Origin of the sequence: Telmatospirillum siberiense (genome assembly GCF_002845745.1) — a bacterium.
In the GTDB taxonomy this organism is placed as follows: Bacteria; Pseudomonadota; Alphaproteobacteria; order Rhodospirillales; family Magnetospirillaceae; genus Telmatospirillum; species Telmatospirillum siberiense.
In genome coordinates this window covers 86,510-112,544 of sequence record NZ_PIUM01000021.1, presented here as the reverse complement: position 1 = coordinate 112,544, position 26,035 = coordinate 86,510, and the positions used below count along the sequence as shown (strand labels likewise).

Genomic DNA, 26,035 nt, shown 5'->3' with positions numbered 1-26,035 from the left:
TCACCGACGACCCCGCAACACTCGTTACCAGGCGGGCGCTACCCCTTACCTGGGCCGGACTTCCACCGGCCGGATCGCGCCAGCTTTCCTGACGCACCGCTCAACGCGCCAGCGCGGCGAGAATCTCTCTCGGAAGAGCAACTCGCGCGCGTTCACCCTGATCCTTTGGACGATGCGGCAGGGCTACTCGGCGATCTGCGGATCCAACTTCCGCCGCCCCCCCCGTTCACCGATGAAGACCCACAGGAGAACCGACGCCAGGATATCGAAGACGAACAGCATGGCGAACAACGGCTCGTAGCCGATCGTGCTCGCCAGTTGTCCGACCACCAGGGTGAACAAGGCGCCCCCCAAATAGCCGAACATTCCCGCGATGCCGGTCGCCGTGGCCACGTCCGACGTCTCGAAGACGTCGCCGACCACCGCATACAGCATGCTGGAAAGCAACTGGTGGGCGAAACCGCCCAGAGAGAAACAAAGGATGGCGACGATCGGGCTCGCCACCATACCGATCAGGGCCGGGCCGATCATGCAGACGGCGCCGATACTGATGGACGCCAGCCGGGAATTGATCAGGCTCAGTTTGAAATGCCGGTAAATGAACGGCGCGAGATAGCCGCCGCCGACGCAGCCCAGGTCCGAAAAGAAGAACGGCATCCAGGCGAACAAGGCGAACTGCTTGATATCCATGTGCCGCACATTGACCATGTAGAGCGGAATCCAGAAGGCGAAGGTCTGCCACGCCGGTTCGGTCAAAAAGCGGGCGAAAACGATACCGAGGAATTTGCGCTGGGTCAGCACCGCCTTGATCGAAGGTTTGGGCGGCTTCACGTTCCGGTCGCGCCCGCCGGTGATGAGGGCGAACTCCTCCTCGCCGAGGCGGGGATGATTTTCCGGATCCCGATAGAGGGCATACCAGACGATCGACAGTCCCACGCCGAGCAGGCCGGTGATCACGAACGCCGGTTTCCAACCCCAGGTGAGGGAAATCCAGATGGCCAGGGGCGGGGCGAGGGCGGCGCCGATCGACGAGCCGGAGTTGAACCAGCCGGTGGCGATCGACCGCTCCTTGGGCGGAAACCAGACGGTGGAGGTCTTCGTGCCGGTGGGAATGGCGACGGCCTCGGTCAGGCCCAGAAGACCGCGGAAGACCGCCAGCGATCCCCAACCGCCGGCGAAAGCGTGCAAGGCGCAGATGATGCCCCAGACGCAAACGGCCACGCCATAACCGATGCGCGGACCGATCAGATCCGTAAGGTAGCCGGCCACCGGCTGCATGAAGCTGTAGACGATCTGGAACGAACTGACGATGTAGGAATATTGTTCGGTGGTGAAATGCAGCTCTTTTTCAAGAAGCGGGGCCAACACGCCCAGCACATTGCGATCGATATAGATGATCACCGTGCCGAGCAGCATGAGCACCAACATGCGCCATCTCAAGCCTTTGATCTTGCTCAACTGATAAACTCCCAACCCCGTCCTTCGCGGCATTTCGCCCCGGGACCGATCCAAAAACATCGAGACGCGTCGCAAAAAAACGCCACCGTTGGCGCGAAGGGGTTCCCTCGCGCTTTCGAGTGACGTTTCTATTTCCCTGATCGTGCCTTGTTTGTTGTCGCGGGAGGTCGCTTCAGCTCAAGGCCGCCATGCCCAGACAATGCGGGGTTAAGCGCCTTTTTGGAGAGGGGCGGAAATGGCCCTTCTCTCGAAACATTTACCGGACAACTGGCCTTACCGCCTGACCATTCCATCTTTTTTCGAATGTGTCTAGCAACGTTTGAGCCGGAGCGCGGGCATCGGATGGAGTGCCATTGCGGAAGGCAGATTGCCTCGGGTCTCGTCGCCGTGACGGCGGCGTGCCCCACCGAAGCGACGGCGCACGGGAGATTTTCCGCATTGCCCTCTGGCCGAAGCTTGTAAAATCGGTAATATCTTTCCGTCATGGATCGCTTACCTTTCTCCCTTCCCGATTTCCTTCCCGGACATGTCTGGCTGGTCGGGGCAGGACCGGGAGACCCCGGTCTGCTCTCGCTGCTGGCGCTCCATGCGCTCACCCATGCCGACGTCATCGTCTATGACGCGCTGGTCGATCCTCGCGTGATGGCATTGGCCAACGCCGGGGCGATCCTGGAATTCGCCGGCAAGCGGGGGGGCAAGCCTTCGGCGAAGCAGCCCGATATCTCCAACCGCCTAGTCATCCTGGCCAGGGAGGGCAACCGGGTTCTGCGCCTCAAGGGCGGCGATCCCTTCGTCTTCGGACGCGGCGCCGAGGAAGCGTTGACCCTTTCCAAAGCCGCCGTCCCCTTCCGCGTGGTGCCGGGCATCACCTCGGGCATCGGCGGCCTGGCTTATGCGGGCATCCCGGCGACCTCGCGCGAGACCAACTCGGCCATCGCCTTCGTCACGGGCCACGACGCCTCGGGCGATGTTCCCGACAGCGTCGACTGGGAGCATCTCGCCAAGGCGGTGCCCGTGCTGGTGTTCTACATGGCGCTCAAACATCTGGACCGGATCGCCAGCCGGCTGGTCGCCGCCGGCCGCCGGCCCGACGAACCCGCCGCCGTGGTCTCCCGCGCCTCGACCCCGCAGCAGAGAGTCGTGGTCGGCACCCTGAACGACATCGCCCTGCTCGCTCAACGGGAAGGCATCGAACCGCCGGCCCTGGTGGTGGTGGGTGAAGTGGTTCGGCTCCGCCAGGAGTTGAATTGGCAGATCACCTTCTCTTGATCCCCGATAGCGGGCGGTCCTATGCTGCCGCGGTCTTCATGGAGATCGCGCGGTGACCGACCAAGCTGTTCTACTTGCCCTGTTGGAGTCCGGTCTGCATCAATGCCATGTGGCGTTGCAGGGCGAGGGCGGACTGCTGGGCAGCCTGGCCCTGGCCGGTCTGGTCGGCGGCGTCAGCCACTGCGCCGGAATGTGCGGTCCCTTCGTTCTTTCGCAGGTCGCCGCCAGATTGGAAGGCACTCCGGCCGGCCAGATGAGGGAGTGGCATCGCTTGAGCGGCGCCGCCGTCCTTCCCTACCATCTGGGACGGGCCGCCACCTATGCGATCCTCGGCGGGGCGGGCGCGGCGGTGACCGGATCGCTGACCACGGCGGTGGGCGGCCTGCATTGGCTGTCGGCGGCGCTCCTGCTGGCCGCGGCCCTGTTCATGGCGGGGCTCGCCATTCCCTCGCTCAAACGGCTGCTGACGGGAACGAACGGCGAAGCCGCGGGATGGAGCCGCATCCTCGAACGTCTGGCCGGCCCCTTGTTCGGCCAGCCGACGGGATGGCGGGGATTCCTCCTCGGCCTGCTGCTGGGCTTCATTCCTTGCGGCCTTCTCTACGGCGCCCTGGCGGCGGCGGCGGCCAGCGGCAATGTCCTGACCGGCATGGCCGGCATGCTCGCCTTCGCCGCCGGCACCTGGCCCAGCCTGTTCGCCGTCGGCCTGCTCGGACATCTGGCCGGAAACCGTTGGCGGGCGCCGGTCCTGCGTTACGCGCCGCTCCTTTTAATGATCAATGCCGGCATGCTGACGTGGCTTGCCTGGCGCCATGTCGCTTGAGAGTCGGATGACCGATAAATACCATTCCAGACATTCCCGCCCGTGGCCGGCCATTCTGGCCGGGATCGCCGCCTTGGCCGTGGTCGCGGCCATCGGCCTCCTGCCGCGTTTTCTCGAACAGGCGCCGGCGGGGCCGACCATCGGCGGGCCCTTCAGCCTGATCGACCAGACCGGACGCACGGTCACGGACAAGGATTTCCAGGGCAAGCTGCTGCTGATCTATTTCGGCTATACCTTCTGTCCGGACGTCTGCCCGACGACGCTCGGCAATATGGCTCAGGCCTACGATATGCTGACCCCGGCCGAGCAGGCCCAGGTGGTGCCGATGTTCATCACCGTCGATCCGGAACGCGATACCGTCGACCAGATCGCCCAATATGTCGACGCCTTCTCCCCCGCTTTCGTCGGCCTGACCGGCAGCCCCGACCAGATCACGCCGGTTCTCAAGGAATTCCGCGTCTATGCCCGCAAGGTGGAAAGCCAGGACGCCAATTATTCGGTCGACCATAGTTCGATCCTTTATGTCATGGGAAAGAACGGCAAATACGCCACCCATTTCACCGGCGAGGCCGCGCCGAAGGACATCGCCGCCGGCGTGAAGAAGCTGTTGGCGGGATGACCGCGCCCGGACTGATCATCGCCGCCGCCGCATCGGGCAGCGGCAAGACCGTCTTCACCCTGGCCCTGCTGCGCGCGTTGAAACGCCGGGCCTTGCGCATCGCCTCGGCCAAGGTCGGCCCGGACTATATCGATCCCGCCTTCCATGCCGCAGCCAGCGGCCGACCCTGCCTTAATCTGGATGGCTGGGCGATGCGCCCGGCTTTTCTCGCCCGGCAGGTCCAAGACATGGGACGGACCGCCGAGCTGGTCGTCTGCGAAGGAGTCATGGGCCTGTTCGACGGCGCCAACGTCGAAACCGGGGTCTCCGACGGATCGACGGCGGACTTGGCGGCCCGGACCGGCTGGCCGGTCATCCTGCTGCTCGACCTGCGGCGGCAGGCCGCCTCGGCGGCCGCCGTCGTCGAAGGATTCCGCCGCCACCGCCCCGACGTCCATATCGCCGGCGTGGTATTCAACCAGGTGGCCGGCGACGCCCATCGGGCGATGGTGGCGCGGGCCTGCCATGCCACCTGTCCCGACCTTCCCTTGCTCGGCTGGTTGCCGCGAACGCCTCTTTTCGCCTTGCCGGAACGGCATCTGGGGCTGGTCCAGGCCGGCGAGACCGAGGACCTGGAGGCCAGACTCGATGCCGTGGCCGGATTGATCGAGGAGCATGTCGATGTCGACGGCCTGATCGGGCTGGCTCTCAGTTCACCGCTCTCCGGCGACGCCACCTCGTCCGCCTGGCCCGTACCGCCGCTCGGCCAGCGGATCGCCGTGGCCAGGGACGAGGCCTTCGCCTTCGCCTATCCGGCCGTTCTCGAAGGCTGGCGAAAGGCTGGGGCCGAGGTCTCGTTCTTTTCGCCGCTGGCCGACGAGGCGCCGCCGGAAGACGCCGACGCCGTCTATCTTCCCGGCGGCTATCCGGAATTGCACGCGGCGCGGCTGGCGGCGGCTTCGCGTTTCCTGTCGGGCTTGCGCCGGCTGGCCGGCCTGGGCGGGTGCGTCTACGGCGAATGCGGCGGCTATATGACGCTGGGGGAAATCCTGGAGGATCGGGATGGCCGGCCCCACGTCATGGCCGGCCTGCTGCCGGTGTCCACCAGTTTCGCCAGGCGGCGGCTCCATCTCGGTTACCGGCAATGCCGCCTGGCCGGACCGACCGCGCTGGGGCCGGCCGGAGCCGCCTTTCGCGGGCACGAATTCCATTATGCCACCATCGTCCGGCAATCCTCGGCGCAGCCTTTGTTCCATGCGGCCGATGCCCAGGGGCGGTCCCTGGAGAGCGCGGGGCAGATTTCGGGCACGGTGTTCGGATCGTTTCTGCATCTGATCGATCGCGATGGAGATTGACGGGTCGACAATCCAAAATCCGTCACCATTTTGAAATGGGGCGCCGAGGCGCCCGGGAGATCCAGGTTTTATGTCATCACCGCCCACCGAAAACTCCAAGGAACCGTTCTGGCAGGTCAAATCTCTCGCCGAAATGAACAAGGCGGAATGGGAATCCCTGTGCGACGGCTGCGGTAAATGCTGTCTGCATAAGCTGCAATACGACGACACCGGCGAGGTCCATTACACCAACGTGGCCTGCCGCCTGCTCGACCTGGGAAGCTGCCACTGTTCGAACTACCCCGAGCGCCAGCGCCATGTTCCCGACTGCGTGGCGCTCAGGGCCGACAAGGTGCTGGAGTTGAACTGGCTGCCGTCGACCTGCGCCTACCGGCTGCTGGCCAACGGCCTGCCGCTGGCCTGGTGGCATCCGCTGGTTTCCGGCGATCCGGAAAGCGTGCATGCGGCCGGGCAATCGGTCCGTGGGCGCGCGATCCCGGAGAAGAAAGCCGATATCCTCGATCATCACATCGTGACCTGGCCGGCGTGACCGAACTGATCCTCGACGGCCGCAAGGTGCCGGTAAAAATCCGCAGGAACGCCAATGCCGGCCGCATGTCGCTGCGCATCAACGAGCAGGACGGCTCGATCATCCTCACCCTGCCGTCGCATATGGCCGCCGCTCGTGGCCTGGATTTCGCCATGAGCAAGGCGGACTGGCTGACCGAGCGGCTGGACGCGCTACCCGACGGCATGCCCTTCAAGGATGGGGCCATCCTGCCGCTGCTGGGCGTTCCGCACCGGTTGCGCCACGATCCCCTCGGCCGGCAGGGCGTCTGGCTGGCGGATCGTGAAATCCACGTGGCCGGCCGCCCCGAGCATTTCGAGCGCCGCCTCACCGACTGGCTGAAGCGCGAGGCCCGGAAGGAAATCACCGCTCTCGCCCTGCCGATGGCCGCCTCGATCGGCAAATCGCCGGGATCCGTGCGGCTCAAGGACACCCGCTCCCGCTGGGGAAGCTGCAGCGCCCGGGGCGATCTGGCTTTTTCCTGGCGGCTCGTGCTGGCGCCGGCCCATGTGCTCGCCTATGTGGTCGCCCATGAGGTGGCTCATCTGGCGCAAATGAACCATTCCCCCGCTTTCTGGCGTGTCGTCGACGAGCTGATTCCCGACGCCGGGGGAGCGCGGGCCTGGCTGAAGCGCAACGGGACGCAATTGCATCGTTACGGCCGGTCATGACAGGCCCCGTCTCTCCCACGACGTCTCCCCCACCCCGTCCGCCGCTCGCCTTGCTGATCGCCATGGTCATGGTGGGTCCCGTCTCGATCGATATCTTTCTGCCGTCGCTGCCCGACATGACGCGCGTCTTCGCCACCGACGTCTCCCATGTCCAATTGACCATGAGCATCTTCATCGGCGGCTTCGCCCTGTCGCAACTGATCCTGGGCCCCCTGTCCGACCGCTACGGACGACGGCCCGTCCTGTTGACCGGGATCATCCTTTATCTGATCGCCAGCCTGGCCAGTCTGGCGGCCCGTTCCATCGAAACCCTGATCCTGGCCCGCCTGGTTCAATCCTTCGGCGCCTGCGCCGGGCCGGTCTTGAGCCGGGCCATCGTGCGCGACGCCTATCCGAGGGACCAGGCGGCGCGAACGCTGGCCATGATGGCGTCGGTCTTCACCATAGCCCCCGCCGTGGCGCCCATTTTCGGCGGCTGGCTGCACACGCTTTTCGATTGGCGCGCCAATTTCGTCGTCATGGCGGTCTTCGGCGTCGTCCTGTTCCTCGGCGTCTGGAGATGGCTGGCCGAAACCAACCTGCATCCCGACCGTCACGCCCTGAAGCTCTCGCGCATGCTGGGCACCTACGCGCTGCTGATGGGACGACGCTCCTTTCTCGGCTATACCCTGACCGTCAGCTTCGTCTTTGCCGGCATGTTCTGCTTCGTCTCCATCGGCTCCTTCGTCCTGATCGACGTCCTGGGCGTGCGGCCGGAGCATTTCGGCTTCTGCTTCGCCCTGGTCATCATCGGGTTGCTCTCCGGCAATGTGATCACCGCCCGCCTGGGACATCGTTTCGGCATGGCGCGCATGATCGGCGCCGGCGTCGTGATCGGCGTGCTGTCCGGAACGATATTGGGGGGGTTGGCCCTGGCCCATATTCAAACCATCGCCGCGATCCTGGCGCCGATGACGGGCGTCTTCCTGGCCGCCGGCCTGGTCCTGCCCAACGCCACGGCGGCGGCGATCGCCCCGCACGGACGCATCGCCGGCAGCGCGTCGGCCCTGCTCGGCTTCATTCAGATGGCGGTGGCGGCCGGCGCCGGCTGGATGGTCGGCCGGCTGCACGACGGCACAACCCTGCCGATGGCGCTGACCATCGCCCTGATGCTGTTCATCGGAGCGGCCAGCTTCGCCCTGCTGTCCGATCGCAAGGGCGGCAAACGTCCGGAAAGCATCGGATAACTCCGCCTCCATCTCAATAAAGCAGAGCCGCTCAACCGCATGTCGCGTAGATCGGCAAATCAAGCTGGTTGCAGGCCCCCGCAACCACTTCCCTCATAGCTCAACACCGTCCCGGTCTAACAACCCGCCGGTTTTGGCTTGGCGGCCCGATGACGGGCAAGCCTCATTTCTCCCCACCGCGCCAGCGCATCGAAGATCGACCTGAGGCTTTCGCCTTCTTCAGTCACACGGTACTCCACACGCGGGGGCACTTCCGCATAGACCGTTCGACTGACCAGCCCGGCTTCTTCGAGTTCGCGCAACTGCTTCGTCAGAAGGCGCTGCGTGATGCCAGGCAGACGCCTGTGCAACGCGTTGAAGCGAAGGCAGCCGGCATCGAGCAGATGGAAGAGCACAACCCCCTTCCAGCGGCCGTCAATAAGGTCGAGCGTCACTTCCACCGGACAGCCAGGAACGTCGACGTAGTGCTTGACCTTCATCATTACGGTTCCCTTTCGGGAACTTAATACGCCAAATAGCCGTGTTTACGGAAGCAGGTGTGGTGACGATCTTGGACAGACACTGTCTCTGTCACGGAAATCACCATGAAAGCCATTGGTTATCGTCCGGCCTCGCCATTGTCCGCTCCGGATTGCTTCATCGAATTGGAGCGGGACCCTCCCGTTCCCACGGCTCACGACCTTCTCGTCTCGGTACGCGCCGTGTCGGTAAATCCACTCGATACCAAGGTTCGCAATGGCAGCGTAACGGTGGGCAATGACGTCGACATTCTGGGCTGGGATGTCGCCGGTACCGTCCAGGACGTGGGTTCCGCGGTAACACTGTTTCGGCCTGGTGACGATGTCTATTACGCCGGGAGCTTCGGTCGCTCCGGTGGGAATGCGGAGTTGCATGTGGTCGACGAGCGTATTGCCGGCTTCAAGCCAGCGAGTTTGACCTTCACACAGGCGGCGGCACTTCCCCTCGCCTCGCTGACCGCATGGGAACTGCTGTTCGACCGGTTGGGCGTCATCCCCGGCAAGCTATGCAATGCGGGCGCCTTGCTGATTATCGGAGGCGCTGGAGGTGTCGGCTCCATGCTGATTCAGCTTGCCCGTCGTCTGACTGGACTTGAGGTGATTGCAACGGCTTCGCGTGAGGTAAGCCGCGACTGGTGTCTGAAGCTTGGCGCCCATCATGTCATCGATCATTCGAAGTCGATGACGGAAGAGCTTGCAGCGATGAACGCGCCGCCGATCACATACATAGCCGCGCTGAACCAAACTGCCCGCCATTGGGACGCAATTTCCGCGATCATCGCCCCACAGGGCAAGGTGGGCGTGATCACCGATCATGACACACTCGACGCCACGCCATTGAAGGCGAAAAGTGTATCTCTGCATTGGGAGATGGTCTTTACGCGGCCGTTGTTTGCCACGCCGGACATGATCGCCCAGCATAAAATCCTCAATGAAGTGGCGTCATTGATCGACGCCGGCCAGCTGCGCACGACCGTCAGCAAGGAGTTGCGACCACTCGATGCCGCTAGCCTGAGGGAGGCCCACGCCCTCGTCGAAGGCGGGCGAGTGCTGGGCAAAATCGTGTTGCCGGGAATATCGTCCGATACGATCGGACGTTAGCGCGATGGATCTTCGCCGATCACCACAACACCAGCCGCTCCGGCGGGGCTCAAACGCCGCTCGGGCGCGATTCCAACAGGGCCTCAGCCGCCCAGCATCTTGACCAGGCCGTTCCAGATGTTGTCCAGCGTCTCCGCCGGTTGCGAGGGCCGGCCGGACTCGTTCTCGGCGGAAGGCGCCTCCTCGCCGCCCTGGCCCGGCAACGGACGCGCCGGCAGGCCCTTGTGGGCGGCCAGCATGACATTGTGCCAAAGCTGGGCGGGCAGACTGCCGCCAGTGGTCCGGTGCATGGAGGTGCCGTCGTCGTTGCCGAACCAAACGCCACCGACATAATCGGCAGAGAATCCGATGAACCAGGCGTCGCGGTAATCCTGGGACGTCCCCGTCTTGCCGGCGATCGGGCGGTCGATCGCCGCCGCCTTGCCGGTGCCCTCGGTGACCACGGCGGACAGCATGTCGTCCATCTCGCGCAACGCATGCGGCGAGATGATCTGGCCGGTACCGGCGCCTTCACGGTGGTAGATGACGTTGCCCCGATTGTCGCGGACCTCGGTGAAGCCGAAGGGGAAGACGCCGTTGCCCGCGTTGGCGAAGGTGGCGTAGGCGGAGGTCAGTTCGACCAGATTGACCTCGCCGGTGCCCAGCGCCAGCGAGGCGTCGGAATGGAGCTGCGAGGTGATTCCCAGCCTTTTGGCCACGGCGACCACCCGCTTCGGGCCGATGCGTTCGATCAGGCGGACTGCCGCCACGTTGCTCGATTTGGCCAGCGCGTGGCGAAGCGTGATGGACCCCTCGTAGCGGTGTGATTCCACAATGTTCTCCGGCTGGTATTTGCCGGTGGTGATCGGGGAATCCTCGATCATGTCGTTCTCGTCCCAGCCGGCCTCGACGGCGGCCAGATAAAGCATCGCCTTGAAGGACGATCCGGGCTGGCGAAAGCCCTGGACGGCGCGATTGAACTGGCTGGTGGCATAGTCGCGGCCGCCGGTCAGGGCACGGATGGCGCCATCGGGGGTCATCACCACCATGGCTGCCTGGCTTACCCCGGCTTTGCTCCCCGATTTGGCGAGGAGGGCCTCCAGTTCGGCCTCGACCCTGCGCTGCAGCCCCATGTCGAGAGTGGTACGGACAACGATGTCGCGGTCGTCGCGAGCATATTGGTCGACCAGGTCATGGATCCAGTCCGCGAAATAGCGTCCGGTGTGGGAAACCTGCCTGACGGAGGATTGTTCGTTTTTCAAGGCCTCGGAGGCCTGTTCCGGCGAGATCACGCCGAAAGCCACCATATTGGCCAGGACCTGGGTGGTCCGTTTCACCGACTGCTCGCGGTCGTTCTGCGGATTGTAACGGGACGGCGCCTTGAGAAGGCCGGCCAGCAAGGCCGACTGATAGAGGTTGAGCCTGGTGGCCGGCACGTCGAAATAGCGCCGCGCCGCGGCGTCGACCCCCCAGGTGCCGTTGCCCAGATAAACGCGGTTCAGATACAGCGTCAGGATCTGGTCCTTGCTGAATTTATGTTCCAGCCACAATGCCATCAGCAGTTCCTGCACTTTCCGCTTCAGGCTGCGTTCGGGCGTCAGGAACAGGTTCTTGGCCAACTGCTGGGTGATGGTCGATCCGCCCTGCACCACATGGCCGGCCCGCAGATTGACCACCATGGCGCGCGCCAGGCCGATCAGATCGAGGCCGAAATGGCTATAAAAATGACGGTCCTCGGTCGCCATCACCGCCTGCGGCAGGCTGGCCGGCAGATCCTGGAGATTGACCGGCTCGCCATAGACGTCGCCATAGGCGGCGATGGTTTCACCATCGGCCGACAGCAGCGTGATACTGGGCCGCCGGGCCGTGGCGGTCAGGTTCTCCAGATCGGGCAGATCGTAGGCGTAATAGGCGATGACCCCACCCAGGCCGATGGCGACCCATATGGCGACGGTCAAGGAGAAATTGATCAGCATGCCGAGCAGGCGGCGACCACCGCCACTACCGGGCGGACGCGGACCACGGCCGTTTCTCGGCGGCCGGGGCGGCGGCGGCTTCGACGTGCCGCCGCGGTCGGGCGGCGGGGGCGGCTCAGACCGGCTTTCCTTCATCGATCGCGGGCCACGTCCAAAAAAAGACGACGCCATCTCGCCGACCGGCTTGGACCTGCGCGATGGCGATTCGGACGAGATCCGCATGCGATCTTCGGGCGCCACCCAAAGATCAGAATCCGTGTTACTTGGCTTTCGAGAAGGCATGAGCGGGCTTATATCACAAACGAATCCATTCTGGCACATAGCCATACATGGAATTTAAGGCTAGAATGCGTCAACTTTGCTCAATTTTCGATCAAAGGGTACCTCGTCCATGAGCACTCCGGACTTGCTGCTGGCCCTGACGCCCGCCATGCGAGAGCGTCTGGAAGACATCTCGGCCCAGTTGGGCCGGACGCTGGAAGAGTGCGCGCAAACGGCGCTGACCGAATTCATCGAGAACTGGGACGATTATATGCGCACCGTCGCCGAATTGGAAAAAGGCGACGAGGAGAGGCCCGTTCTCCGCGCCGTCAACGACTAGCTTGTTTTTCAAGTCCCTGGCCTTAGCGCACGCATCCGCGTGCTAGGCCATCGCCAGTGAGCGAAAGGCGGATTGCTCAGGGTTCTTCCGGAAAATAGGCGGCCATCAGATCGCGCACGCGGCCGATCTGGTCGTCCATGTCTTCCGGTGTCGCCCGCGCCGCCACCGGAACATCGCCGATTTGGACGACGTCGAGGATTTCCTTGCCGTCGGAATTGAAATACTGGATCCGCCAGACATTTCGGAGCGCCGCGGCACGGATGCGGCAACTGCCGTAGCCCCGCGACCAGATTTCCAATGCCCCGATCCCCAGCGTCTCCTCCAACACCCGATGATCGGCCGGGCTCATCGGCATCAAGCTCAGGTTGATCTCGTGCTCGCCCGCCTCCGCCGCCATGTGGTGGGCGATCTCGGCAAGGACGGGCAGGATATTCATCGTGCCTTCGGGCAAGTCCTCCACCGCCGGCATGTCCAGCCGTGCGCTGCCGCGCCGCGCCGCGTCGCGGGCGATGGCGGGAAAATCGGCCACCTCGAGCCCCTGCCGTTCGCCATCGACCATCCAGACCCCGTAAAGCGATGTTTCCTGGATGCGCGTGGGCGGGGTGGCGGCAAGGGTGGCCGAGATTTCACCGACGCTCAGCATGCTGGACAGCAAGGCCCGCGAGCCGCCTTCGAGAGAGGCGATATCGATCCAGCGCCCGGGGATTTTGCCCCGGCCGATGTCGCAAAGGGCCTGGACCACATCGGCCAGCACGGCGCGGACGTCCTGGTGGCGGGCCGCCTCGGCGTCATCGAGCAATAAAGGCATGGGCCGCTGGGGCGTGGCCAGGGCGATCAGGGCATCGGTCACGCTTGGTCCGGTCATCGCTTCAAGCCTTTCTCAAATGGGCGGGAAGTTCGGGTTCTCGGCCGAGCAGATCGGCGAACAGATGATCGACATTATCCCCCTCGGCGGCCAGAAGCGCCGCGTCGAGAGCATCGGCGATCAGGCGGGCGTCCTCGGCGTCGAGCGCCTCGCGGGCCAGGCCGCGATGGGTCAGCACCCAGCCGCCGGCCGGAACCGGATCGAGCAGACGCATGTCGATTTCCACCGCCTGTCCTCCACGGGGACGACACAGCGCCTGCATATCGCCCGGAACCTCAACCTGCATGGGAATGCCGATGCACATCGGTCTATCTCCTCTCCGCCAGAATCGGCCGCCGTTCGTACCCGGCGAGATCGATGTCGTGGCCCAGCAGCAGACCCTCACCGTCCGCCGCCTGACGCGGAATCGCCTCGACGCCCCACTCCCGCAGAATCTCTAATCCGAGACCGATGGCCGGCTCGATTCGTCCGCGCACCGTTTCGGTCAGACTGCCGCCCCAATCGTCCAGACGCTCGGCCTGAACGCCGACCAGGGCCGCGCTTTCCGGACCGCCGCCCAGAAGGCTGGCGGCGGCCAGGACGTCCTGGAAGCCGGTCTGATGCAGACTGAGCTTGCGACAGCCCATGAAAGTCGGCACCTCCCCGTCGCGCACCACGCGCAAGGTTCCGGGCTCAGCCCCGTAGTCGATGGCGTCGAACACCAGAAGACGGCGGACGGCCTTCACATATTGAACGAGGTAAAGCCCCTGGGTGCCGCCATCCATCACCGACACGCCGGCGGGCAGGCTGAAGCGGCGATGAATCTCCTCGACCACCCGCACGCCGAACCCCTCGTCGGCCCATAGGATATTGCCGATTCCGAGGATCAGGGTATGGGCCGTCGGTTCGCCGAAATCGTCGGCTCCCGTCCTCACGGCTCGTCGTCCTTGAAGGCCCGCTCGCCGTTGATGATGGTGCTGATCAGATTCTGCCGCGACATGATGTCCTCGCGGATCGCCGCGTAGACATGCAGGAAAACGAAGATGCCCATCATCCACAGCCCGAGATGATGCAGAAGATGCAACCGCTCGCTATTGCCGGCCAGGGTGACGATCCAGCCGAACAGCAGATGTTGCCAACTGTCGTAGCCGGCCCCTTCGGAGTAGAGGGCGAAGCCCGTACCGATCATGAAGACCAGCGTGGTCAGGAACATACTGACCATCATCAAATGGGCCAACGGATTGTGCCCGACATATTTCTTCGGAACACGTTCCAGGAACAGATACCATTTCAGTTCGAAGAGCACCTCGCTCCACCAGCGCAGGCTGGTGAGCGGCAGGCGGAAAAGCTGGCGGGAATGGACGTTGCCGACTACCGCCCAATAGAGCCGCCCCAGCAAAGCGACGGTCAGGATGTAACCGGCCGAGAAATGAACGAAGCGGATGATGCCGGTGGTGAAGATGGCCGAGGCCTCGCCCGGCATGGATGGCAAGGGACTGCCGATCAGATAGCCGCTGCCCATCAGCACGACGATGGCCAGGGCATTGACCCAGTGCCACAGGCGCACCGGCGCCTCGAAAACATAGATGGAGGCGCGGGCGATGGCGCGGGACCGCAACTCCCGCGCCGACTCGTCGCTGGTGTAATTGAGCGTCATGACCACCCCCCTTCCTTATCCGGAAACCCTGATCAGCGCACGGTGACCCGCGTCGTCTCGCCGTCGGGCGACATGACGTGGGTCGAACAGGCCAGGCACGGATCGAAGCTGTGGATGGTCCTCAGTATTTCCAGAGGCTTGTGGGGATCGGCCAGCGGAGTATCCAGCAGGGAGGCCTCGAAGGCGCCGATATTGCCGTCGGGGTCGCGCGGCGAACCGTTCCAGGTGGTGGGCACGATGCATTGATAATTGGCGAGGCGCCCCTGGGTGATGTGGATCCAATGGCCCAGGGCGCCGCGAGGAGCCTCGGTGAAGCCGACCCCCTTGACGTCGGACGGCCAGGAGGAGGGGTCCCATTTCCCGGTATTGGCGGTGGCGAGATCGCCCGACTTGAGATTGGCGACCAGCTTATCGAAGAAATACTTCATCTTCCGCGCCGCCCATTGGCATTCCAGGCCGCGCGCCGCCGTCCGCCCCAGCGTCGAGAACAGCGCCGTCACCGGCACATCCAGGGCCTTCAGCGTCGCCTCCACCGGCTCCTTGAATTCGGGCTTGTTCTGGGCGTAGCCGATGATCCAGCGGGCCAGCGGGCCGACCTCCATGGCATGGCCCTTCCAGCGGGGCGCCTTCAGATAGGAGTATTTGCCGCCTTCGTCGAGGGATTCGATCTTCGTCTTGGCGCCCTTGAAATTGGGCCCCATGACGAAATTGGCCTCGGTGACGCCCTCCCAGGGATGCAGGCCCTTGGTCTCATCGGGATATTTGTACCAGGAATGGGTCACGAACTCCTGGATCTCCTGCGGATTGCGAACATCGACCGCATGCACCTCGGCCAGCTTGCCGTCGATGATGGCGCCTTGCGGCAACAGCAGATTCTTCGCGGAATAATCGTTGGCCTGTTCGGGGATGTCGCCATAGGACAGCACCGAGCGCGACGACAGCCCACCGCCATGGAGCCAATCCTTGTAGAAGGAGGCGATGGCCATGAGATCCGGAATATAGACCTTCTCGGTGAATTCGATGCAGCGGTCGATGATCGAGGAGACCAGATTGAGCCGCTCCATGTTGATCGCCCCGACGGCGCCGGTACCGTCGAGGTTGATGGCGCAGGGCACCCCGCCGACCAGCCAGTTGGGATGGGGATTCTTGCCGCCGAAAACGGCATGGATCTTGACGATGTCCTTCTGGAAATCGAGCGCCTCCAGATAATGGGCGACGGCCAGCAGATTGGCCTCGGGCGGCAATTTGTAGGCGGGATGTCCCCAGTAGCCGTTCTTGAACGGTCCTAACTGCCCCGAGGAAACGAAGCTTTTCAGGCGCTGCTGCAAGTCGCGGAAATAGCCCGCCGAGGCCAGAGGCCAGGACGAGATGCTCTGCGCCAGGACACTGGTCTCCTTGGGATCGGCCGAAAGGGCGCTGACCACATCCACCCAGTCAAGGGCGTGCAGATGGTAGAAATGCACCAGATGGTCATGCACCTGAAGCGCCAACTGCATGATGTTACGGATGGAATTGGCGTTTTCCGGGATCTTGATGGCCAGGGCGTCCTCGACCGCGCGGACCGAGGTCAACGCGTGGGTCCCCGTGCAGACCCCGCAGATGCGCTGGACGAAAGCCCAGGCGTCGCGCGGGTCCCGATCCTTGAGGATGAGTTCGATGCCGCGCCACATGGTGCCGGTGGAGACGGCGTTCCGGATGACGTTGCGGTCGTCCAGGTTGACCTCGAGCCGCAGATGCCCCTCGATACGGGTCACCGGATCGACCACGACGCGCCGGCCGGCGGAGTCGAGCTTGAAGCCGTTGGGTGTCTGAATGGTCATGGCCTGCAAATCCCCCCTTTATAGATCTTTGTTTTTCTTATTTTTCTTGTCGGATACCTGTTTCACCGCGCTGACGGCGGCATGGGCGGCCACGGCCGCGCCCAGCACCACGCCGGCACCGGCGCCGATCTCATCGGCGTTCTTCTCGATGCCGAACTGGGTAATGTCGGTCAGCCGTGAATAGAAGGAGCCGCGATCCCAGAAGCCTTCCTCCGAACATCCGATACATCCGTGGCCGGACTGGATGGGGAAGGACACGCCGTCGTTCCAGCGCACCGTCGAACAGGCGTTGTAGGTGGTGGGGCCCTTGCAGCCCATCTTGTAGAGGCAGTAGCCCTTGCGGGCGCCCTCGTCATCCCAATGCTCGACATATTGCCCGGCGTCGAAATGCGGGCGGCGATAGCATTTGTCGTGGATACGCTGGCTGTAGAACATCTTCGGCCGGCGCTGACTGTCGAGCTCCGGCAACCGCTCGAAGGTCAGCATATAGGTCAGCACGCCGGTCATCACCTCGGCGATCGGCGGACAGCCGGGCACCTTGATGATCGGCTTGTCGGTGATCACCTTGTGGATCGGCACGGCTTGCGTCGGATTGGGCTTGGCCGCCTGGATGCAGCCGTTGGAGGCGCAGGATCCCCAGGCGATCACCGCCTGGGCGTCGGCAGCCATGGATTTCAGTTTCTCGACGAAGGGCACGCCGCCCGGAAAGCAATACATGCCGTCGTTGCCCAGCGGCGAATTGCCCTCGACCGCCAGGATATAGCGGCCCTTGTACCTGGCCTTGGTCTCCTCGAGGATTTCTTCCGCCTGATAACCGGCGGCGGCCATGATGGTGTCGTCGTAATCGAGCGAGATCATCGACAGCACCACGTCCTTCACCAGCGGATGAGCCGAACGGATGAAGGATTCGCTGCAACAGGTGCATTCCAGCCCATGCAGCCAGATCACCGGGATGCGCGGCTTGGTCTCCAGCGCGTAAGCCATCTTCGAGGCGACCATCGGGCCCAGCCCCAGACTCGCCGCGGTCAGGCTGCAGAATTTAAGAAAACTGCGCCGGGATACCCCCTGGCGCCGGATGACCTGATAGAAGCTATCGTCATGATCGAACATTGCTCCCCCCGCTCCAACGACGTAATTTTGGAACTAATATGATCCGAAAAACCGTTCCAAAAAACGGTTTTTTATCCATTTTTTTAACATGGTTAATATCACAAATAGGATTTACAACCTTTGATAGCATCCCCGAAAAGGACAAGCGGCATTGCCGCCGGACGGCGCGATACCGTCGGTGTCGGGTTCGAAATACGCGTCGAAAATTCGGGGTTTTGGGGCTTGGAGCGCGTTGCGTATAGATTGAATCGCGCTCGTTGGCCTGAGGGCAAAAGCCCTTCTCCCCTCGCGGGAGAAGGGGGCATCCCGCCGACAGGCGGAAGAAAACTCTCAAGCGTCACGCAAGCCTGGGGCAGGTCACGCGAAGCGCGAACTGCCCCAGGCTTGCGAATTATCGAAGTGTCAGGATCCGACCGGCCGGCCGGTGACCAGGGCGACCAGATGAGCCAGCAGGCCGATGACCACCACCAGACAGACCATCATGACCGGAATATAGGGAAACAGTCTCGGCTTGCCAAATTCACGGGGACGGCGCTCCCCCAGCAGGCACACGGCGAAAATCGCGATGGCCGCAGCCACCCCCAGAAGCGTCGTGGTGCGATCCATTATTCGATATACTCGGTTTGGTAAACGCCCCAGAACTCATCGCGCTTCAGCCATCCCTGGATATTCTCAATCTCGACCCGACAATAGGATTTGCTCCTTGGGCATCCAAGCAGGCGGCCGGTAACGTTGGGATCGATCAGCGCGAGAGACAGCGCTTTGTCATCCGGCTCGGCACGCAGGCGGCGCTGGCTTCCCACCACCACCACCATCCTCCGCGCCGCCAGCATGCTTTGATGCACCCAGCCCTCGGTCCCCTGCCAATCGCGGATTTTGCGCCAGGTTTCAAACTCGGCGATCACCTCGACCGGCAGATCGCGCCGGGTGTAGATCCAATCGACCGGGTAGCGAACCCCCGGCCCGGTCCTCAAATTGACCTCGTCGGAACGCAGGGAAACGAACCTTGGCAACGGCAAGCCGCTGCTTTCCGCCGCAACCGCGGCCTGCGCCAAAAGGAGCAGCGCCACCAAGGTTGCACCACGAGGGAAAAAGCAACGGATCAGTCGCGCCACAGGCGGCATATCAGGGACCTTCATTTCGGTAAGGGAATATTTGCCAGGGTCCGGGCAACCGGTCAAGCTATCGCCGTTCAAGGCGTTCGGCTACTGGACAAGACGAGCTGGTCTTGCTACAGCCTCTCGAATAACAATGAATGTCCAAAAAAGACGGAGGCTCCACGATGGCACCTAAGAAGCCCTTGGTTTTCGCCACACGCAAGCTGCCCGACGTCATCGAGACCCGTCTGATGGAATTGTTCGACGCGCGGTTGAACGTCGACGATCGCTCGTTGACCAAGGCCGATCTGATCGAGGCGGTCAAGACGGCCGACGTCCTGGTCCCCACGGTCACCGACCGCATCGACGCCGCGGTGCTTGCCCAAGCCGGCCCCAACCTGCGGCTGATCGCCAACTTCGGCGCCGGCGTCGATCATATCGACCTGGCTACCGCGCGCCAACGGGGCATCACCGTGACCAATACCCCCGACGTGCTGACCGAGGACACGGCCGACATGACCATGGCCCTGATCCTGGCCGTCCCGCGCCGGCTGACGGAAGGCGAGCGCCTGGTGCGCGCCGGCCGCTGGGAGGGATGGAGCCCGACCTTCATGCTGGGACGGCGCATCTGGGGCAAGCGCCTCGGCATCGTCGGCATGGGCCGTATCGGCCAAGCCGTGGCGCGGCGCGCCAAGGGGTTCGGGCTGGCCGTGCATTACCATAACCGCAAACGCCTGCACCCCGATCTGGAGCAGGAGCTCGACGCCACCTACTGGGAAAGCCTCGATCAGATGCTGGCCCGCATGGACGTCATCTCGGTGCATTGCCCGCACACCCCGGCGACCTATCACCTGCTGTCGGCGCGACGTCTCAAGCTTCTGCAACCGCATGCCTATGTGGTGAACACGGCGCGCGGCGAGGTGGTCGACGAAGCCGCGCTCACCCGCATGCTGCAAAAGAGGGAAATCGCCGGAGCCGGCCTCGACGTGTTCGAGCATGAGCCGGCGGTCAATCCGAAGCTGCTTGAAATGGACAATGTGGTGCTGCTGCCCCACCTGGGCTCGGCGACCCTGGAAGGGCGCATCGACATGGGCGAAAAGGTGCTGATCAACATCAAGACCCATATCGACGGCCATAATCCACCGGACCGCGTCCTGGCCAGCATGCTCTGAGACCGCTCACGCCTCCGGCTCCGGATCGGCTACGATCTGGTTGAAACAGGCGTAATCGAGGGCCCTTCCGCCATCCGGCAGTAGACGGAAGAGGTCGGCGAACCGTGCCCCCCAGGCGATGTCCTTCGCCGAATAGGCCCAGCGGGAGTGAACCTCCTGCTGGAAGCCTTCGTGGTGCCCGGCCAGATGAACGATGAACTGCAATTCCTCGTCCCGCGCCGCGTCCGCAGTGCAGCCATAAAGCGGACTGTCCTTGTCGAGCTTATGCATGATCGTCCAGGACAGGCCCAGGATCGGCGTGAAGGAGCGTTCCAGGGCGAGATCGCGCAGACGCCGGAATTCGTGCCCTTCCGGCGAACGCTCGGTACGGACCAGCACCACATGGATGCGGGCTTCGTGAATGAGATCGTTGCGCTCGTTGGCCAGTCGGAACATCAGGGTCGGCACCCCGTTCAGACGCGTCACCACCGCCTGCCGGCTGAATAGAATGCCGGCCGTGGCGCGGGTAAAACGGGAAAACATCAGGGCGGCGGAGACGGCGATGCCGAACAGGCCGACGCCGGCCTCGATGGTGACCAGGACATTGGCCAGCGTGGAGGTCGGGACCATCTTGCCGTAGCCGATGGTCGCCATGGTCTGGACCGAAAAGAAGAAGGCGTCTTCAAAAGCGCCGGGACGGGCGTTCTCGATGCCGCCCCCCGCCACATAGGCCAGGGCGAAAAAGGTGTTCAGGACGAAATAGCCGACGACCAAGACCGCGGCGAACTTCCCCCGCGAGGTGGTCAGCAGCCAATAATAAAGGTCCCGGATGCCGGCCCGCCTTCCGTTGAGGCGCTCGATGCGGACGCTGCCGTCGTCATTGAGAACGGGGCGGGAGTCGAACGACCCTTTCAAATGAACACCACGGCGCCATCCGCCGAGGCATCGGCCAGGAAGGAGACCAGCCCCCCCGGCATCACCGGCACGTCGGAGCGCAGCGCCGATAGCTCCAGCCCCAACGCCCTCAGCCCCGTCTCGCAGACCATCACCGTGGCGCCCAGGGCGACGCAGGCGGCCAGCAATTCCTCGAACCCGCCGATTCCCTTCGCCGTCAGATCGGCGTCGGCCACCTGCGGCGCCAAACCGTCCTCGGTGGGATGCAGGTCCCGCCAACCGGGCCCCCCGGCATCGGCGGCCAACAGGGCGCGGGTGGCGCCCATGGTGAAGAACAGGGTCGCCATGCGATTGCTGGCCAGCGCCGCCGCCGCCATCGCCAAGGCGTAATGCACCTTGTCGTAAGCGCCCGAGAACAGCACCAGGGACAGCTTGTCCGGACCAGCCTTATCCGCAGACACGCACGGTGCTCCGATGCTGGGACAGATCATGGATGGAGGCCGCTCCGCCGCACAGCGGACAGGTCGGATCGGGGCGCAGCCGGACCTTGCGAATGGTGGTCGACAGGGCATCGATGATCAGCAGGTTCCCGGCGAGGCTATCGCCGATCCCAAGGATTTCCTTCAAAACCTCGGTCGCCTGCAAAGTCCCCATGACACCGGCCATCGCCCCCAGCACGCCGGCCTGGGCGCAGGTCGGGACATCGTCGTCGGGCGGCGGCGCGGCATAGAGACAGCGGTAACACGGCCCGCCCGGCTTGAAGGTGGACAGTTGCCCGTCGAAACGCAGGACGGCCGCCGAGACCAATGTCTTGCCGGCCAGCCGGCAGGCGTCGTTGACCAGAAAACGGGTCGGAAAATTGTCGCTGCCGTCGGCGACGATGTCGTAACGGCCGATCAGATCAAGGGCGTTGGAGGCGTCCAGGCGGAACCGATGGGCCACCAGGGTGACATCGGGATTGATCGCCGCCACGGCCGCCTTGGCGCTTTCCGCCTTCGGCCAGCCGATCCGGTCGGTGTGGTGCAGAACCTGGCGTTGCAGATTGGTGAGATCGACCGTGTCGTCGTCGACGACACCGATGGTCCCCACCCCGGCCGCCGCCAGATAAAGGATCACGGGGGATCCCAGGCCGCCGGCACCGACAACCAGGACCTTGGCCCCCAGGAGCTTGGCCTGCCCGGTGCCGCCGACCTCGGGCAGGATGATATGGCGCGCGTAGCGCCGGATCTGATCTTCGGAAAAATCCATTCGTTCGTTTTAGCCGAATTTCAGAATGGATGCGATGGTTCTCGGTTCCGCCTTCGTGAGCCCCCGCCCGAACAATGGAAAAGGGAAACGGGCCTCCCCGCCCGACGGGCCTTGCGGCCGTCCGGCGGGGAGGGGGATCATCAGGCGATGCCGTCGAACAGGGCGGTCGACAGATAACGTTCGGCGAAGGACGGGATGATCGCCACGATCAGCTTGCCGGCGTTCTCGGGACGGGCGCCCAGTTCAAGCGCGGCGGCCAGGGCGGCACCCGACGAGATGCCGACGGGAACGCCTTCCAGACGGGCCGACTTCCGGGCGGTGGCGAAAGCGGTCTCGTTGCTGATCTGCAGCACTTCGTCGACCACGCTGCGGTCGAGCACGGCCGGCACGAAGCCCGGGCCGATACCCTGGATCTTATGCGGGCCGGGAGCGCCGCCGGACAGAACCGGACTATCCTCGGGCTCCACCGCCACCAGCTTGACGCCGGGCTTGCGGCTCTTCAGAACCCTGCCGATGCCGGTGATGGTGCCGCCGGTGCCGACGCCGGAAACCACGATATCGACCTTGCCTTCGGTATCGGCCCAGATCTCTTCCGCCGTGGTGGCGACATGGATGGCCGGATTGGCCGGATTTTCGAACTGCTGAAGGATCACCGCATGGGGGATTTCCTTGGCCAGTTCCTCGGCCCGGCGCACGGCGCCGGTCATACCCTTCGGCGCCGGGGTCAGTTCGATCTCGGCACCCAGCAGGGCCAGCATCTTGCGGCGTTCGAGGGACATGCTTTCCGGCATGGTGAGGATGAGGCGGTAACCCTTGGCGGCGGCGACGAAGGCCAGGGCAATGCCCGTATTGCCCGAGGTCGGTTCGATGATGACGGAACCGGGAACCAGCTTACCGGCCTTCTCCGCGGCTTCGATCATCGCCAGACCGATGCGGTCCTTGACCGACGACAGCGGATTGAAGAATTCGAGCTTGCCGACGATGTCGGCCTTGACCCCGGCTTCGGCGGCCAGCTTCTTGAAGCGAACAAGGGGGGTGCCCCCGATGGTCTCGAGGATGCTGTCATAGATCTTGCCGCGATAGCCGGCTTTGGAAGCAGCGGTCATGATTTACCTCGTGTTAATGTAAATAAATTCAATACGCACATCTATGTTGTGTTTAAACCCTGGCGGGTCAAAACTCAAATCGTAAAATCCATCTTCTGAGTCACTTCGCTGACGATTCCGGACTGATAGGCCTTCATGCACAGATCATCGATGGAAATTCCGTCGAGGCGGGTCATGATCTCGTCCTGCAGAGTGGTCCACATCGGACGGATCACGTCCTTGCCCAGTTCCGACGACGGTTGTTCCTCGGCCGTTTCCTCCGCCGCCTCGAGGGCGCGGACCACCCTGACGATCTCGCCCACCGTCACCCTGCGCCGTTCGCGGGCCAGGCGGTAGCCGCCGCGCGGACCCCGCACGCCCGTCAGAATGCCGGAGCGGACCAATTGCTGCAGGGTTTGTTCGAGATAGCGGCGCGGAATTCCCTGCCGCCGGGTGATTTCACGGCTCTGCACCGGCTCGCCGCCTGCGTGATAGGCGATGTCGAGCACCGCCTCGATGGCGAACAACATCTTTTTCGAAGGTCTCAGCATGAAAGTGCATCCTCACGTTCTGAAATAGGTCCCATGCCCGCCCACGGGCGTCCGGTTACGATGTCGCGCCCCCGATGCCGGTCGAACCGAATCCACCGACGCCGCGCCGCGTCTCCGACAGATCGCCGCTTTCCCTCAACTCCGCCCTGGCCACCGGCGCGACGACCATCTGGGCGATGCGCAGGCCACGGGTCACGCTGAAGGCGGCCGAGCCATGATTGATCAGAATCACCTTGATCTCGCCCCGGTAGTCGGCATCAATGGTTCCCGGACTGTTCAGCACGGTAATGCCGTGTTTGGCCGCCAGGCCGGACCGCGGGCGGATCTGGGCTTCGTGATCGGACGGCAAGGCGATACGGATTCCGGTGGGAATCAAAGTGAAGCCGCCGGGAGCCAGAACGACCTCGGACTCGACGGCCGCCAGCAGATCCAGACCCGCCGCCTGTTCGCTTTCATAACGCGGCAGGGGCAGATCGCGCGCATGCGCCATCCGCTCGATTTCGACGGTTACCGGCGGCATTACTTCGTTCCTCCCAGCAGTGCGGCAAGATGGGCGGCCAGACGTCTGGCCACCGCGAGTTTGGAAAGCGCCGGCCAGTCTTCGACACCATGGGGGCCGACCAGATGCACCTGATTGTCATCACCGCCGAAAGTCCCCGAGCCTTGCGATACGTCGTTGGCGACGATCAGGTCACACCCCTTGCGGGCCAGCTTGGCCTTGGCATGCGCGATCAGGTTTTCCGTCTCGGCGGCAAAGCCGACCACCAGCTTCGGCCGGTTCGGACCCGGCGCCGCCAGGGTCGCCAGGATGTCGGGATTGGCCACCATTTGCAGGGTGGGCGGAGGAACCCCCTCGGCCTTCTTGGTTTTTTCCGCCGCCGGTTCGGCCACGCGCCAGTCGGCCACCGCCGCCGCGCAGACCGCCAGGTCGGCCGGCAGCGCGGCCTGACAGGCCTCCAGCATCTGCCGGGCGGTTTCCACCTTGACCACCACGACCCCGTCGGGATCGGGAATCTGAACCGGCCCGCTGACCAGCGTCACGCTCGCCCCCAGTTCGCGCAGCGCCTGGGCGATGGCATGACCCTGCTTGCCCGATGAACGGTTGGCGATGTAGCGAACCGGATCGATCGGCTCCACCGTCGGCCCGGAGGTGACCAGCACCCGCCGTCCGGAGAGCGGACCGGCGCCACCCAGGACCGCTTCGATGGCGTCGATGATCTGCGCCACCTCGGCCATCCGGCCGTCACCCTGCTCGCCGCAGGCCAGTTCGCCGGCGCTCGGCCCGACCTGAAAAACGCCGCGCTCCTTCAGGATCGCCAGATTGTCCTGGGTCGCCGGATGGCGCCACATGACGACGTTCATCGCCGGGGCCACCAAAATCGGCTTGTCCGAGGCCAAAAGCAGGGTCGAGGCCAGATCATCGGCCAAACCATGAGCCATCTTGGCGATCAGATTGGCGGTGGCGGGAGCGACCAGCAGCAGATCGGATTCGCGGCTGGCCCGGATATGGCTCATGCCGTAATCCTCGGTGAGCGAGAACAAATCCTCGTGCACCGGCTGTTCCGACAAGGCCGCCAGGGACATCGGCGTGACGAAATGAGAGGCGGCCTTGGTCAGCACGCAACGCACCGAGACCCCCCGTTCGCGCAGGCGCCGGATCAGATCAAGACATTTATAGGCGGCAATTCCACCGGCGATGACCAGCAGGACGCGTCTTCCGGCAAGCGGCAATGGAAAATCTCCACGAACTACGAAATTGGACTGTGGTTAAGGTAAACGGCAAAGCGGGGTCACGCAAGGAGAATACGGCGATCATCGGCACCGGCATTCCGGCCGCTGGGAAATTCAGGCGTAAACGGTGGGAGAGACGATGTCGCCGGACCAGGAATAGATGGCCAACATCGCCTCGTCGGAGGTTCGCATGGCGTGGACGGCCTGCGACGGATGCAGAACGAAGGAGCCGGGCGGACGGGCAACGTCCGCCCCCTCCAAGTTCCACCGGGCCGTGCCCGCCACGACATTGTAGAGTTCGACCGCCGGATGGCGGTGCGCCAGGTAATGCGTCTCGGCTCCGATGAAGGTCAGACCGAACCCGACGTGATCGTTCAGAACCGGCGCCGCCGGACCGATGATTTCGGCCCAGGCCATGCGCTCCCCCAATCCCGGCGCATCCGGACGGGGCGCATAGGTGAACCGCCAGGGAAGCAGCGGGGCCAGCGCGCCCAGGGCCTCGGCCCAGGCCGACGGCAGTCCCTCCGCGGTCCGGGCGACGGCAAGAGCGACGGGATGGGAACTGGGCGACAGGACCGGCTCGTGGGGCGACGCCCGCAACCGGTCGGGCAGATGGGCGAGAACCCGGGTGGTCTCCTCCGCCACCGGACCCGGCACCGCCAGGCCTTTGGCGAAATGATCGCGCATCAGAACGAAAAGGTCGGCCAGTCGATGTCCCATGCCGT

At 64.0% G+C, this 26,035-nt stretch carries 29 protein-coding genes; 10 read left to right on the top strand and 19 right to left on the bottom strand.

Going from position 1 to position 26,035, the window contains the following annotated elements; translation table 11 throughout:
• Positions 1-183 precede the first annotated feature (183 nt).
• Positions 184-1,458, bottom strand: a complete 1,275-nt coding sequence (locus CWS72_RS17295) for an MFS transporter (RefSeq protein ID WP_101251889.1) — start codon at positions 1,456-1,458, stop codon at positions 184-186.
• Positions 1,459-1,941: 483 nt separating this feature from the next.
• Here CWS72_RS17295 and cobA point away from each other — a divergent pair, with 483 nt between their 5' ends.
• From cobA to CWS72_RS17260, 7 genes are all read left to right on the top strand, one after another.
• A complete protein-coding gene (gene cobA, locus CWS72_RS17290) occupies positions 1,942-2,727 on the top strand; it encodes a uroporphyrinogen-III C-methyltransferase (protein ID WP_101251870.1) in 786 nt (261 codons plus the stop codon).
• Between the two features lie 52 nt (positions 2,728-2,779).
• Entirely contained in the window at positions 2,780-3,550 is a 771-nt protein-coding gene (locus CWS72_RS17285) for a sulfite exporter TauE/SafE family protein (RefSeq protein ID WP_101251869.1), read from the top strand.
• Between the two features lie 7 nt (positions 3,551-3,557).
• A complete protein-coding gene (locus CWS72_RS17280; protein ID WP_101251888.1) occupies positions 3,558-4,169 on the top strand; it encodes an SCO family protein in 612 nt (203 codons plus the stop codon).
• Entirely contained in the window at positions 4,166-5,503 is a 1,338-nt protein-coding gene (locus tag CWS72_RS17275) for a cobyrinic acid a,c-diamide synthase CobB (protein WP_101251868.1), read from the top strand. The genes CWS72_RS17280 and CWS72_RS17275 overlap by 4 nt, the downstream gene beginning before the upstream one ends.
• Positions 5,504-5,573: 70 nt before the next feature.
• Positions 5,574-6,032: a YcgN family cysteine cluster protein gene (locus CWS72_RS17270; RefSeq protein ID WP_101251867.1), complete on the top strand. Its 459-nt coding sequence runs from the start codon at positions 5,574-5,576 to the stop codon at positions 6,030-6,032.
• Positions 6,029-6,721 carry a M48 family metallopeptidase gene (locus tag CWS72_RS17265; RefSeq protein WP_241911779.1) on the top strand — a complete coding sequence of 231 codons (693 nt, stop codon included), beginning with the start codon at positions 6,029-6,031 and terminating at the stop codon, positions 6,719-6,721. Before CWS72_RS17270 ends, CWS72_RS17265 begins: the two co-directional genes overlap by 4 nt.
• Entirely contained in the window at positions 6,718-7,947 is a 1,230-nt protein-coding gene (locus tag CWS72_RS17260; protein ID WP_101251866.1) for a multidrug effflux MFS transporter, read from the top strand. The genes CWS72_RS17265 and CWS72_RS17260 overlap by 4 nt, the downstream gene beginning before the upstream one ends.
• Positions 7,948-8,063: 116 nt before the next feature.
• Here the strand turns inward: CWS72_RS17260 and CWS72_RS17255 are convergent, their stop codons facing one another.
• On the bottom strand, positions 8,064-8,429 hold the full coding sequence (locus CWS72_RS17255) for a winged helix-turn-helix transcriptional regulator (protein WP_199175749.1): 366 nt from the start codon (positions 8,427-8,429) through the stop codon (positions 8,064-8,066).
• A 102-nt stretch (positions 8,430-8,531) separates the two neighbouring features.
• On the opposite strand from CWS72_RS17255, the gene CWS72_RS17250 reads away from it, so the two are divergent.
• Positions 8,532-9,566, top strand: coding sequence for a zinc-binding alcohol dehydrogenase family protein (locus CWS72_RS17250; protein ID WP_101251865.1), 1,035 nt, complete (start codon positions 8,532-8,534; stop codon positions 9,564-9,566).
• An 83-nt stretch (positions 9,567-9,649) separates the two neighbouring features.
• On the opposite strand, the gene CWS72_RS17245 is transcribed toward CWS72_RS17250, so the two are convergent.
• Positions 9,650-11,743: a transglycosylase domain-containing protein gene (locus CWS72_RS17245; RefSeq protein ID WP_241911778.1), complete on the bottom strand. Its 2,094-nt coding sequence runs from the start codon at positions 11,741-11,743 to the stop codon at positions 9,650-9,652.
• Between the two features lie 169 nt (positions 11,744-11,912).
• Between CWS72_RS17245 and CWS72_RS17240 the strand changes: the two genes are divergently transcribed.
• Positions 11,913-12,122, top strand: coding sequence for a ribbon-helix-helix protein, CopG family (locus tag CWS72_RS17240; RefSeq protein WP_101251864.1), 210 nt, complete (start codon positions 11,913-11,915; stop codon positions 12,120-12,122).
• A gap of 76 nt (positions 12,123-12,198) precedes the next feature.
• Here CWS72_RS17240 and CWS72_RS17235 read toward each other — a convergent pair whose 3' ends face one another.
• From CWS72_RS17235 to CWS72_RS17200, 8 genes are all read right to left on the bottom strand, one after another.
• On the bottom strand, positions 12,199-12,987 hold the full coding sequence (locus CWS72_RS17235; protein WP_101251863.1) for a hydrogenase expression/formation protein: 789 nt from the start codon (positions 12,985-12,987) through the stop codon (positions 12,199-12,201).
• A gap of 4 nt (positions 12,988-12,991) precedes the next feature.
• Positions 12,992-13,291: a HypC/HybG/HupF family hydrogenase formation chaperone gene (gene hypC / locus CWS72_RS17230; protein WP_101251862.1), complete on the bottom strand. Its 300-nt coding sequence runs from the start codon at positions 13,289-13,291 to the stop codon at positions 12,992-12,994.
• 4 nt (positions 13,292-13,295) lie between these two features.
• Positions 13,296-13,901: a HyaD/HybD family hydrogenase maturation endopeptidase gene (locus tag CWS72_RS17225; protein WP_101251861.1), complete on the bottom strand. Its 606-nt coding sequence runs from the start codon at positions 13,899-13,901 to the stop codon at positions 13,296-13,298.
• Positions 13,898-14,623: a Ni/Fe-hydrogenase, b-type cytochrome subunit gene (gene cybH / locus CWS72_RS17220; protein ID WP_101251860.1), complete on the bottom strand. Its 726-nt coding sequence runs from the start codon at positions 14,621-14,623 to the stop codon at positions 13,898-13,900. Before cybH ends, CWS72_RS17225 begins: the two co-directional genes overlap by 4 nt.
• Before the next feature lie 32 nt (positions 14,624-14,655).
• Entirely contained in the window at positions 14,656-16,443 is a 1,788-nt protein-coding gene (locus CWS72_RS17215; RefSeq protein ID WP_101251859.1) for a nickel-dependent hydrogenase large subunit, read from the bottom strand.
• A gap of 18 nt (positions 16,444-16,461) precedes the next feature.
• Positions 16,462-17,553: a hydrogenase small subunit gene (locus CWS72_RS17210; RefSeq protein ID WP_101251858.1), complete on the bottom strand. Its 1,092-nt coding sequence runs from the start codon at positions 17,551-17,553 to the stop codon at positions 16,462-16,464.
• Between the two features lie 402 nt (positions 17,554-17,955).
• Positions 17,956-18,159, bottom strand: a complete 204-nt coding sequence (locus tag CWS72_RS17205; RefSeq protein WP_101251857.1) for a hypothetical protein — start codon at positions 18,157-18,159, stop codon at positions 17,956-17,958.
• Positions 18,159-18,623 (bottom strand): SH3 domain-containing protein, encoded by a 465-nt coding sequence (locus CWS72_RS17200; RefSeq protein WP_241911777.1) that lies wholly within the window; start codon positions 18,621-18,623, stop codon positions 18,159-18,161. Before CWS72_RS17200 ends, CWS72_RS17205 begins: the two co-directional genes overlap by 1 nt.
• Before the next feature lie 212 nt (positions 18,624-18,835).
• On the opposite strand from CWS72_RS17200, the gene CWS72_RS17195 reads away from it, so the two are divergent.
• Entirely contained in the window at positions 18,836-19,822 is a 987-nt protein-coding gene (locus CWS72_RS17195; protein WP_101251884.1) for a 2-hydroxyacid dehydrogenase, read from the top strand.
• Positions 19,823-19,828: 6 nt separating this feature from the next.
• On the opposite strand, the gene CWS72_RS17190 is transcribed toward CWS72_RS17195, so the two are convergent.
• From CWS72_RS17190 to CWS72_RS17155, 8 genes are all read right to left on the bottom strand, one after another.
• Positions 19,829-20,716, bottom strand: coding sequence for an ion channel (locus CWS72_RS17190; RefSeq protein WP_199175747.1), 888 nt, complete (start codon positions 20,714-20,716; stop codon positions 19,829-19,831).
• Positions 20,713-21,156 (bottom strand): DsrE family protein, encoded by a 444-nt coding sequence (locus CWS72_RS17185; protein ID WP_241911776.1) that lies wholly within the window; start codon positions 21,154-21,156, stop codon positions 20,713-20,715. The genes CWS72_RS17190 and CWS72_RS17185 overlap by 4 nt, the downstream gene beginning before the upstream one ends.
• Entirely contained in the window at positions 21,143-21,943 is an 801-nt protein-coding gene (locus CWS72_RS17180; protein ID WP_101251854.1) for a HesA/MoeB/ThiF family protein, read from the bottom strand. The genes CWS72_RS17185 and CWS72_RS17180 overlap by 14 nt, the downstream gene beginning before the upstream one ends.
• A gap of 140 nt (positions 21,944-22,083) precedes the next feature.
• Positions 22,084-23,049: a cysteine synthase A gene (gene cysK, locus CWS72_RS17175; protein WP_101251853.1), complete on the bottom strand. Its 966-nt coding sequence runs from the start codon at positions 23,047-23,049 to the stop codon at positions 22,084-22,086.
• A 74-nt stretch (positions 23,050-23,123) separates the two neighbouring features.
• Positions 23,124-23,579, bottom strand: a complete 456-nt coding sequence (locus CWS72_RS17170; protein WP_101251852.1) for an RrF2 family transcriptional regulator — start codon at positions 23,577-23,579, stop codon at positions 23,124-23,126.
• Positions 23,580-23,634: 55 nt separating this feature from the next.
• The gene (gene dut, locus CWS72_RS17165) at positions 23,635-24,099 is read right to left on the bottom strand and encodes a dUTP diphosphatase (protein WP_101251851.1); all 465 of its coding nucleotides are present in this window, start codon (positions 24,097-24,099) and stop codon (positions 23,635-23,637) included.
• Positions 24,099-25,310, bottom strand: a complete 1,212-nt coding sequence (gene coaBC / locus CWS72_RS17160) for a bifunctional phosphopantothenoylcysteine decarboxylase/phosphopantothenate--cysteine ligase CoaBC (RefSeq protein ID WP_101251850.1) — start codon at positions 25,308-25,310, stop codon at positions 24,099-24,101. Before coaBC ends, dut begins: the two co-directional genes overlap by 1 nt.
• 114 nt (positions 25,311-25,424) lie before the next feature.
• The gene (locus CWS72_RS17155; RefSeq protein WP_101251849.1) at positions 25,425-26,030 is read right to left on the bottom strand and encodes a dimethylsulfonioproprionate lyase family protein; all 606 of its coding nucleotides are present in this window, start codon (positions 26,028-26,030) and stop codon (positions 25,425-25,427) included.
• Positions 26,031-26,035: the final 5 nt, after the last annotated feature.

What these genes read in the sequence shown, in the direction of transcription:
- cybH (WP_101251860.1), bottom strand. Translation starts at nt 14,623, where the DNA reads ATGACGCTCAATTACACCAGCGACGAGTCGGCGCGGGAGTTGCGGTCC.
- CWS72_RS17180 (WP_101251854.1), bottom strand. Translation starts at nt 21,943, where the DNA reads ATGGATTTTTCCGAAGATCAGATCCGGCGCTACGCGCGCCATATCATC.
- CWS72_RS17210 (WP_101251858.1), bottom strand. Translation starts at nt 17,553, where the DNA reads ATGTTCGATCATGACGATAGCTTCTATCAGGTCATCCGGCGCCAGGGG.
- CWS72_RS17255 (WP_199175749.1), bottom strand. Translation starts at nt 8,429, where the DNA reads ATGATGAAGGTCAAGCACTACGTCGACGTTCCTGGCTGTCCGGTGGAA.
- CWS72_RS17215 (WP_101251859.1), bottom strand. Translation starts at nt 16,443, where the DNA reads ATGACCATTCAGACACCCAACGGCTTCAAGCTCGACTCCGCCGGCCGG.
- CWS72_RS17260 (WP_101251866.1), top strand. Translation starts at nt 6,718, where the DNA reads ATGACAGGCCCCGTCTCTCCCACGACGTCTCCCCCACCCCGTCCGCCG.
- CWS72_RS17235 (WP_101251863.1), bottom strand. Translation starts at nt 12,987, where the DNA reads ATGACCGGACCAAGCGTGACCGATGCCCTGATCGCCCTGGCCACGCCC.
- CWS72_RS17280 (WP_101251888.1), top strand. Translation starts at nt 3,558, where the DNA reads ATGACCGATAAATACCATTCCAGACATTCCCGCCCGTGGCCGGCCATT.
- hypC (WP_101251862.1), bottom strand. Translation starts at nt 13,291, where the DNA reads ATGTGCATCGGCATTCCCATGCAGGTTGAGGTTCCGGGCGATATGCAG.
- CWS72_RS17240 (WP_101251864.1), top strand. Translation starts at nt 11,913, where the DNA reads ATGAGCACTCCGGACTTGCTGCTGGCCCTGACGCCCGCCATGCGAGAG.
- CWS72_RS17275 (WP_101251868.1), top strand. Translation starts at nt 4,166, where the DNA reads ATGACCGCGCCCGGACTGATCATCGCCGCCGCCGCATCGGGCAGCGGC.
- cysK (WP_101251853.1), bottom strand. Translation starts at nt 23,049, where the DNA reads ATGACCGCTGCTTCCAAAGCCGGCTATCGCGGCAAGATCTATGACAGC.
- CWS72_RS17170 (WP_101251852.1), bottom strand. Translation starts at nt 23,579, where the DNA reads ATGCTGAGACCTTCGAAAAAGATGTTGTTCGCCATCGAGGCGGTGCTC.
- cobA (WP_101251870.1), top strand. Translation starts at nt 1,942, where the DNA reads ATGGATCGCTTACCTTTCTCCCTTCCCGATTTCCTTCCCGGACATGTC.
- CWS72_RS17205 (WP_101251857.1), bottom strand. Translation starts at nt 18,159, where the DNA reads ATGGATCGCACCACGACGCTTCTGGGGGTGGCTGCGGCCATCGCGATT.
- CWS72_RS17270 (WP_101251867.1), top strand. Translation starts at nt 5,574, where the DNA reads ATGTCATCACCGCCCACCGAAAACTCCAAGGAACCGTTCTGGCAGGTC.
- CWS72_RS17250 (WP_101251865.1), top strand. Translation starts at nt 8,532, where the DNA reads ATGAAAGCCATTGGTTATCGTCCGGCCTCGCCATTGTCCGCTCCGGAT.
- CWS72_RS17245 (WP_241911778.1), bottom strand. Translation starts at nt 11,743, where the DNA reads ATGCGGATCTCGTCCGAATCGCCATCGCGCAGGTCCAAGCCGGTCGGC.
- dut (WP_101251851.1), bottom strand. Translation starts at nt 24,099, where the DNA reads ATGCCGCCGGTAACCGTCGAAATCGAGCGGATGGCGCATGCGCGCGAT.
- CWS72_RS17195 (WP_101251884.1), top strand. Translation starts at nt 18,836, where the DNA reads ATGGCACCTAAGAAGCCCTTGGTTTTCGCCACACGCAAGCTGCCCGAC.
- CWS72_RS17155 (WP_101251849.1), bottom strand. Translation starts at nt 26,030, where the DNA reads ATGGGACATCGACTGGCCGACCTTTTCGTTCTGATGCGCGATCATTTC.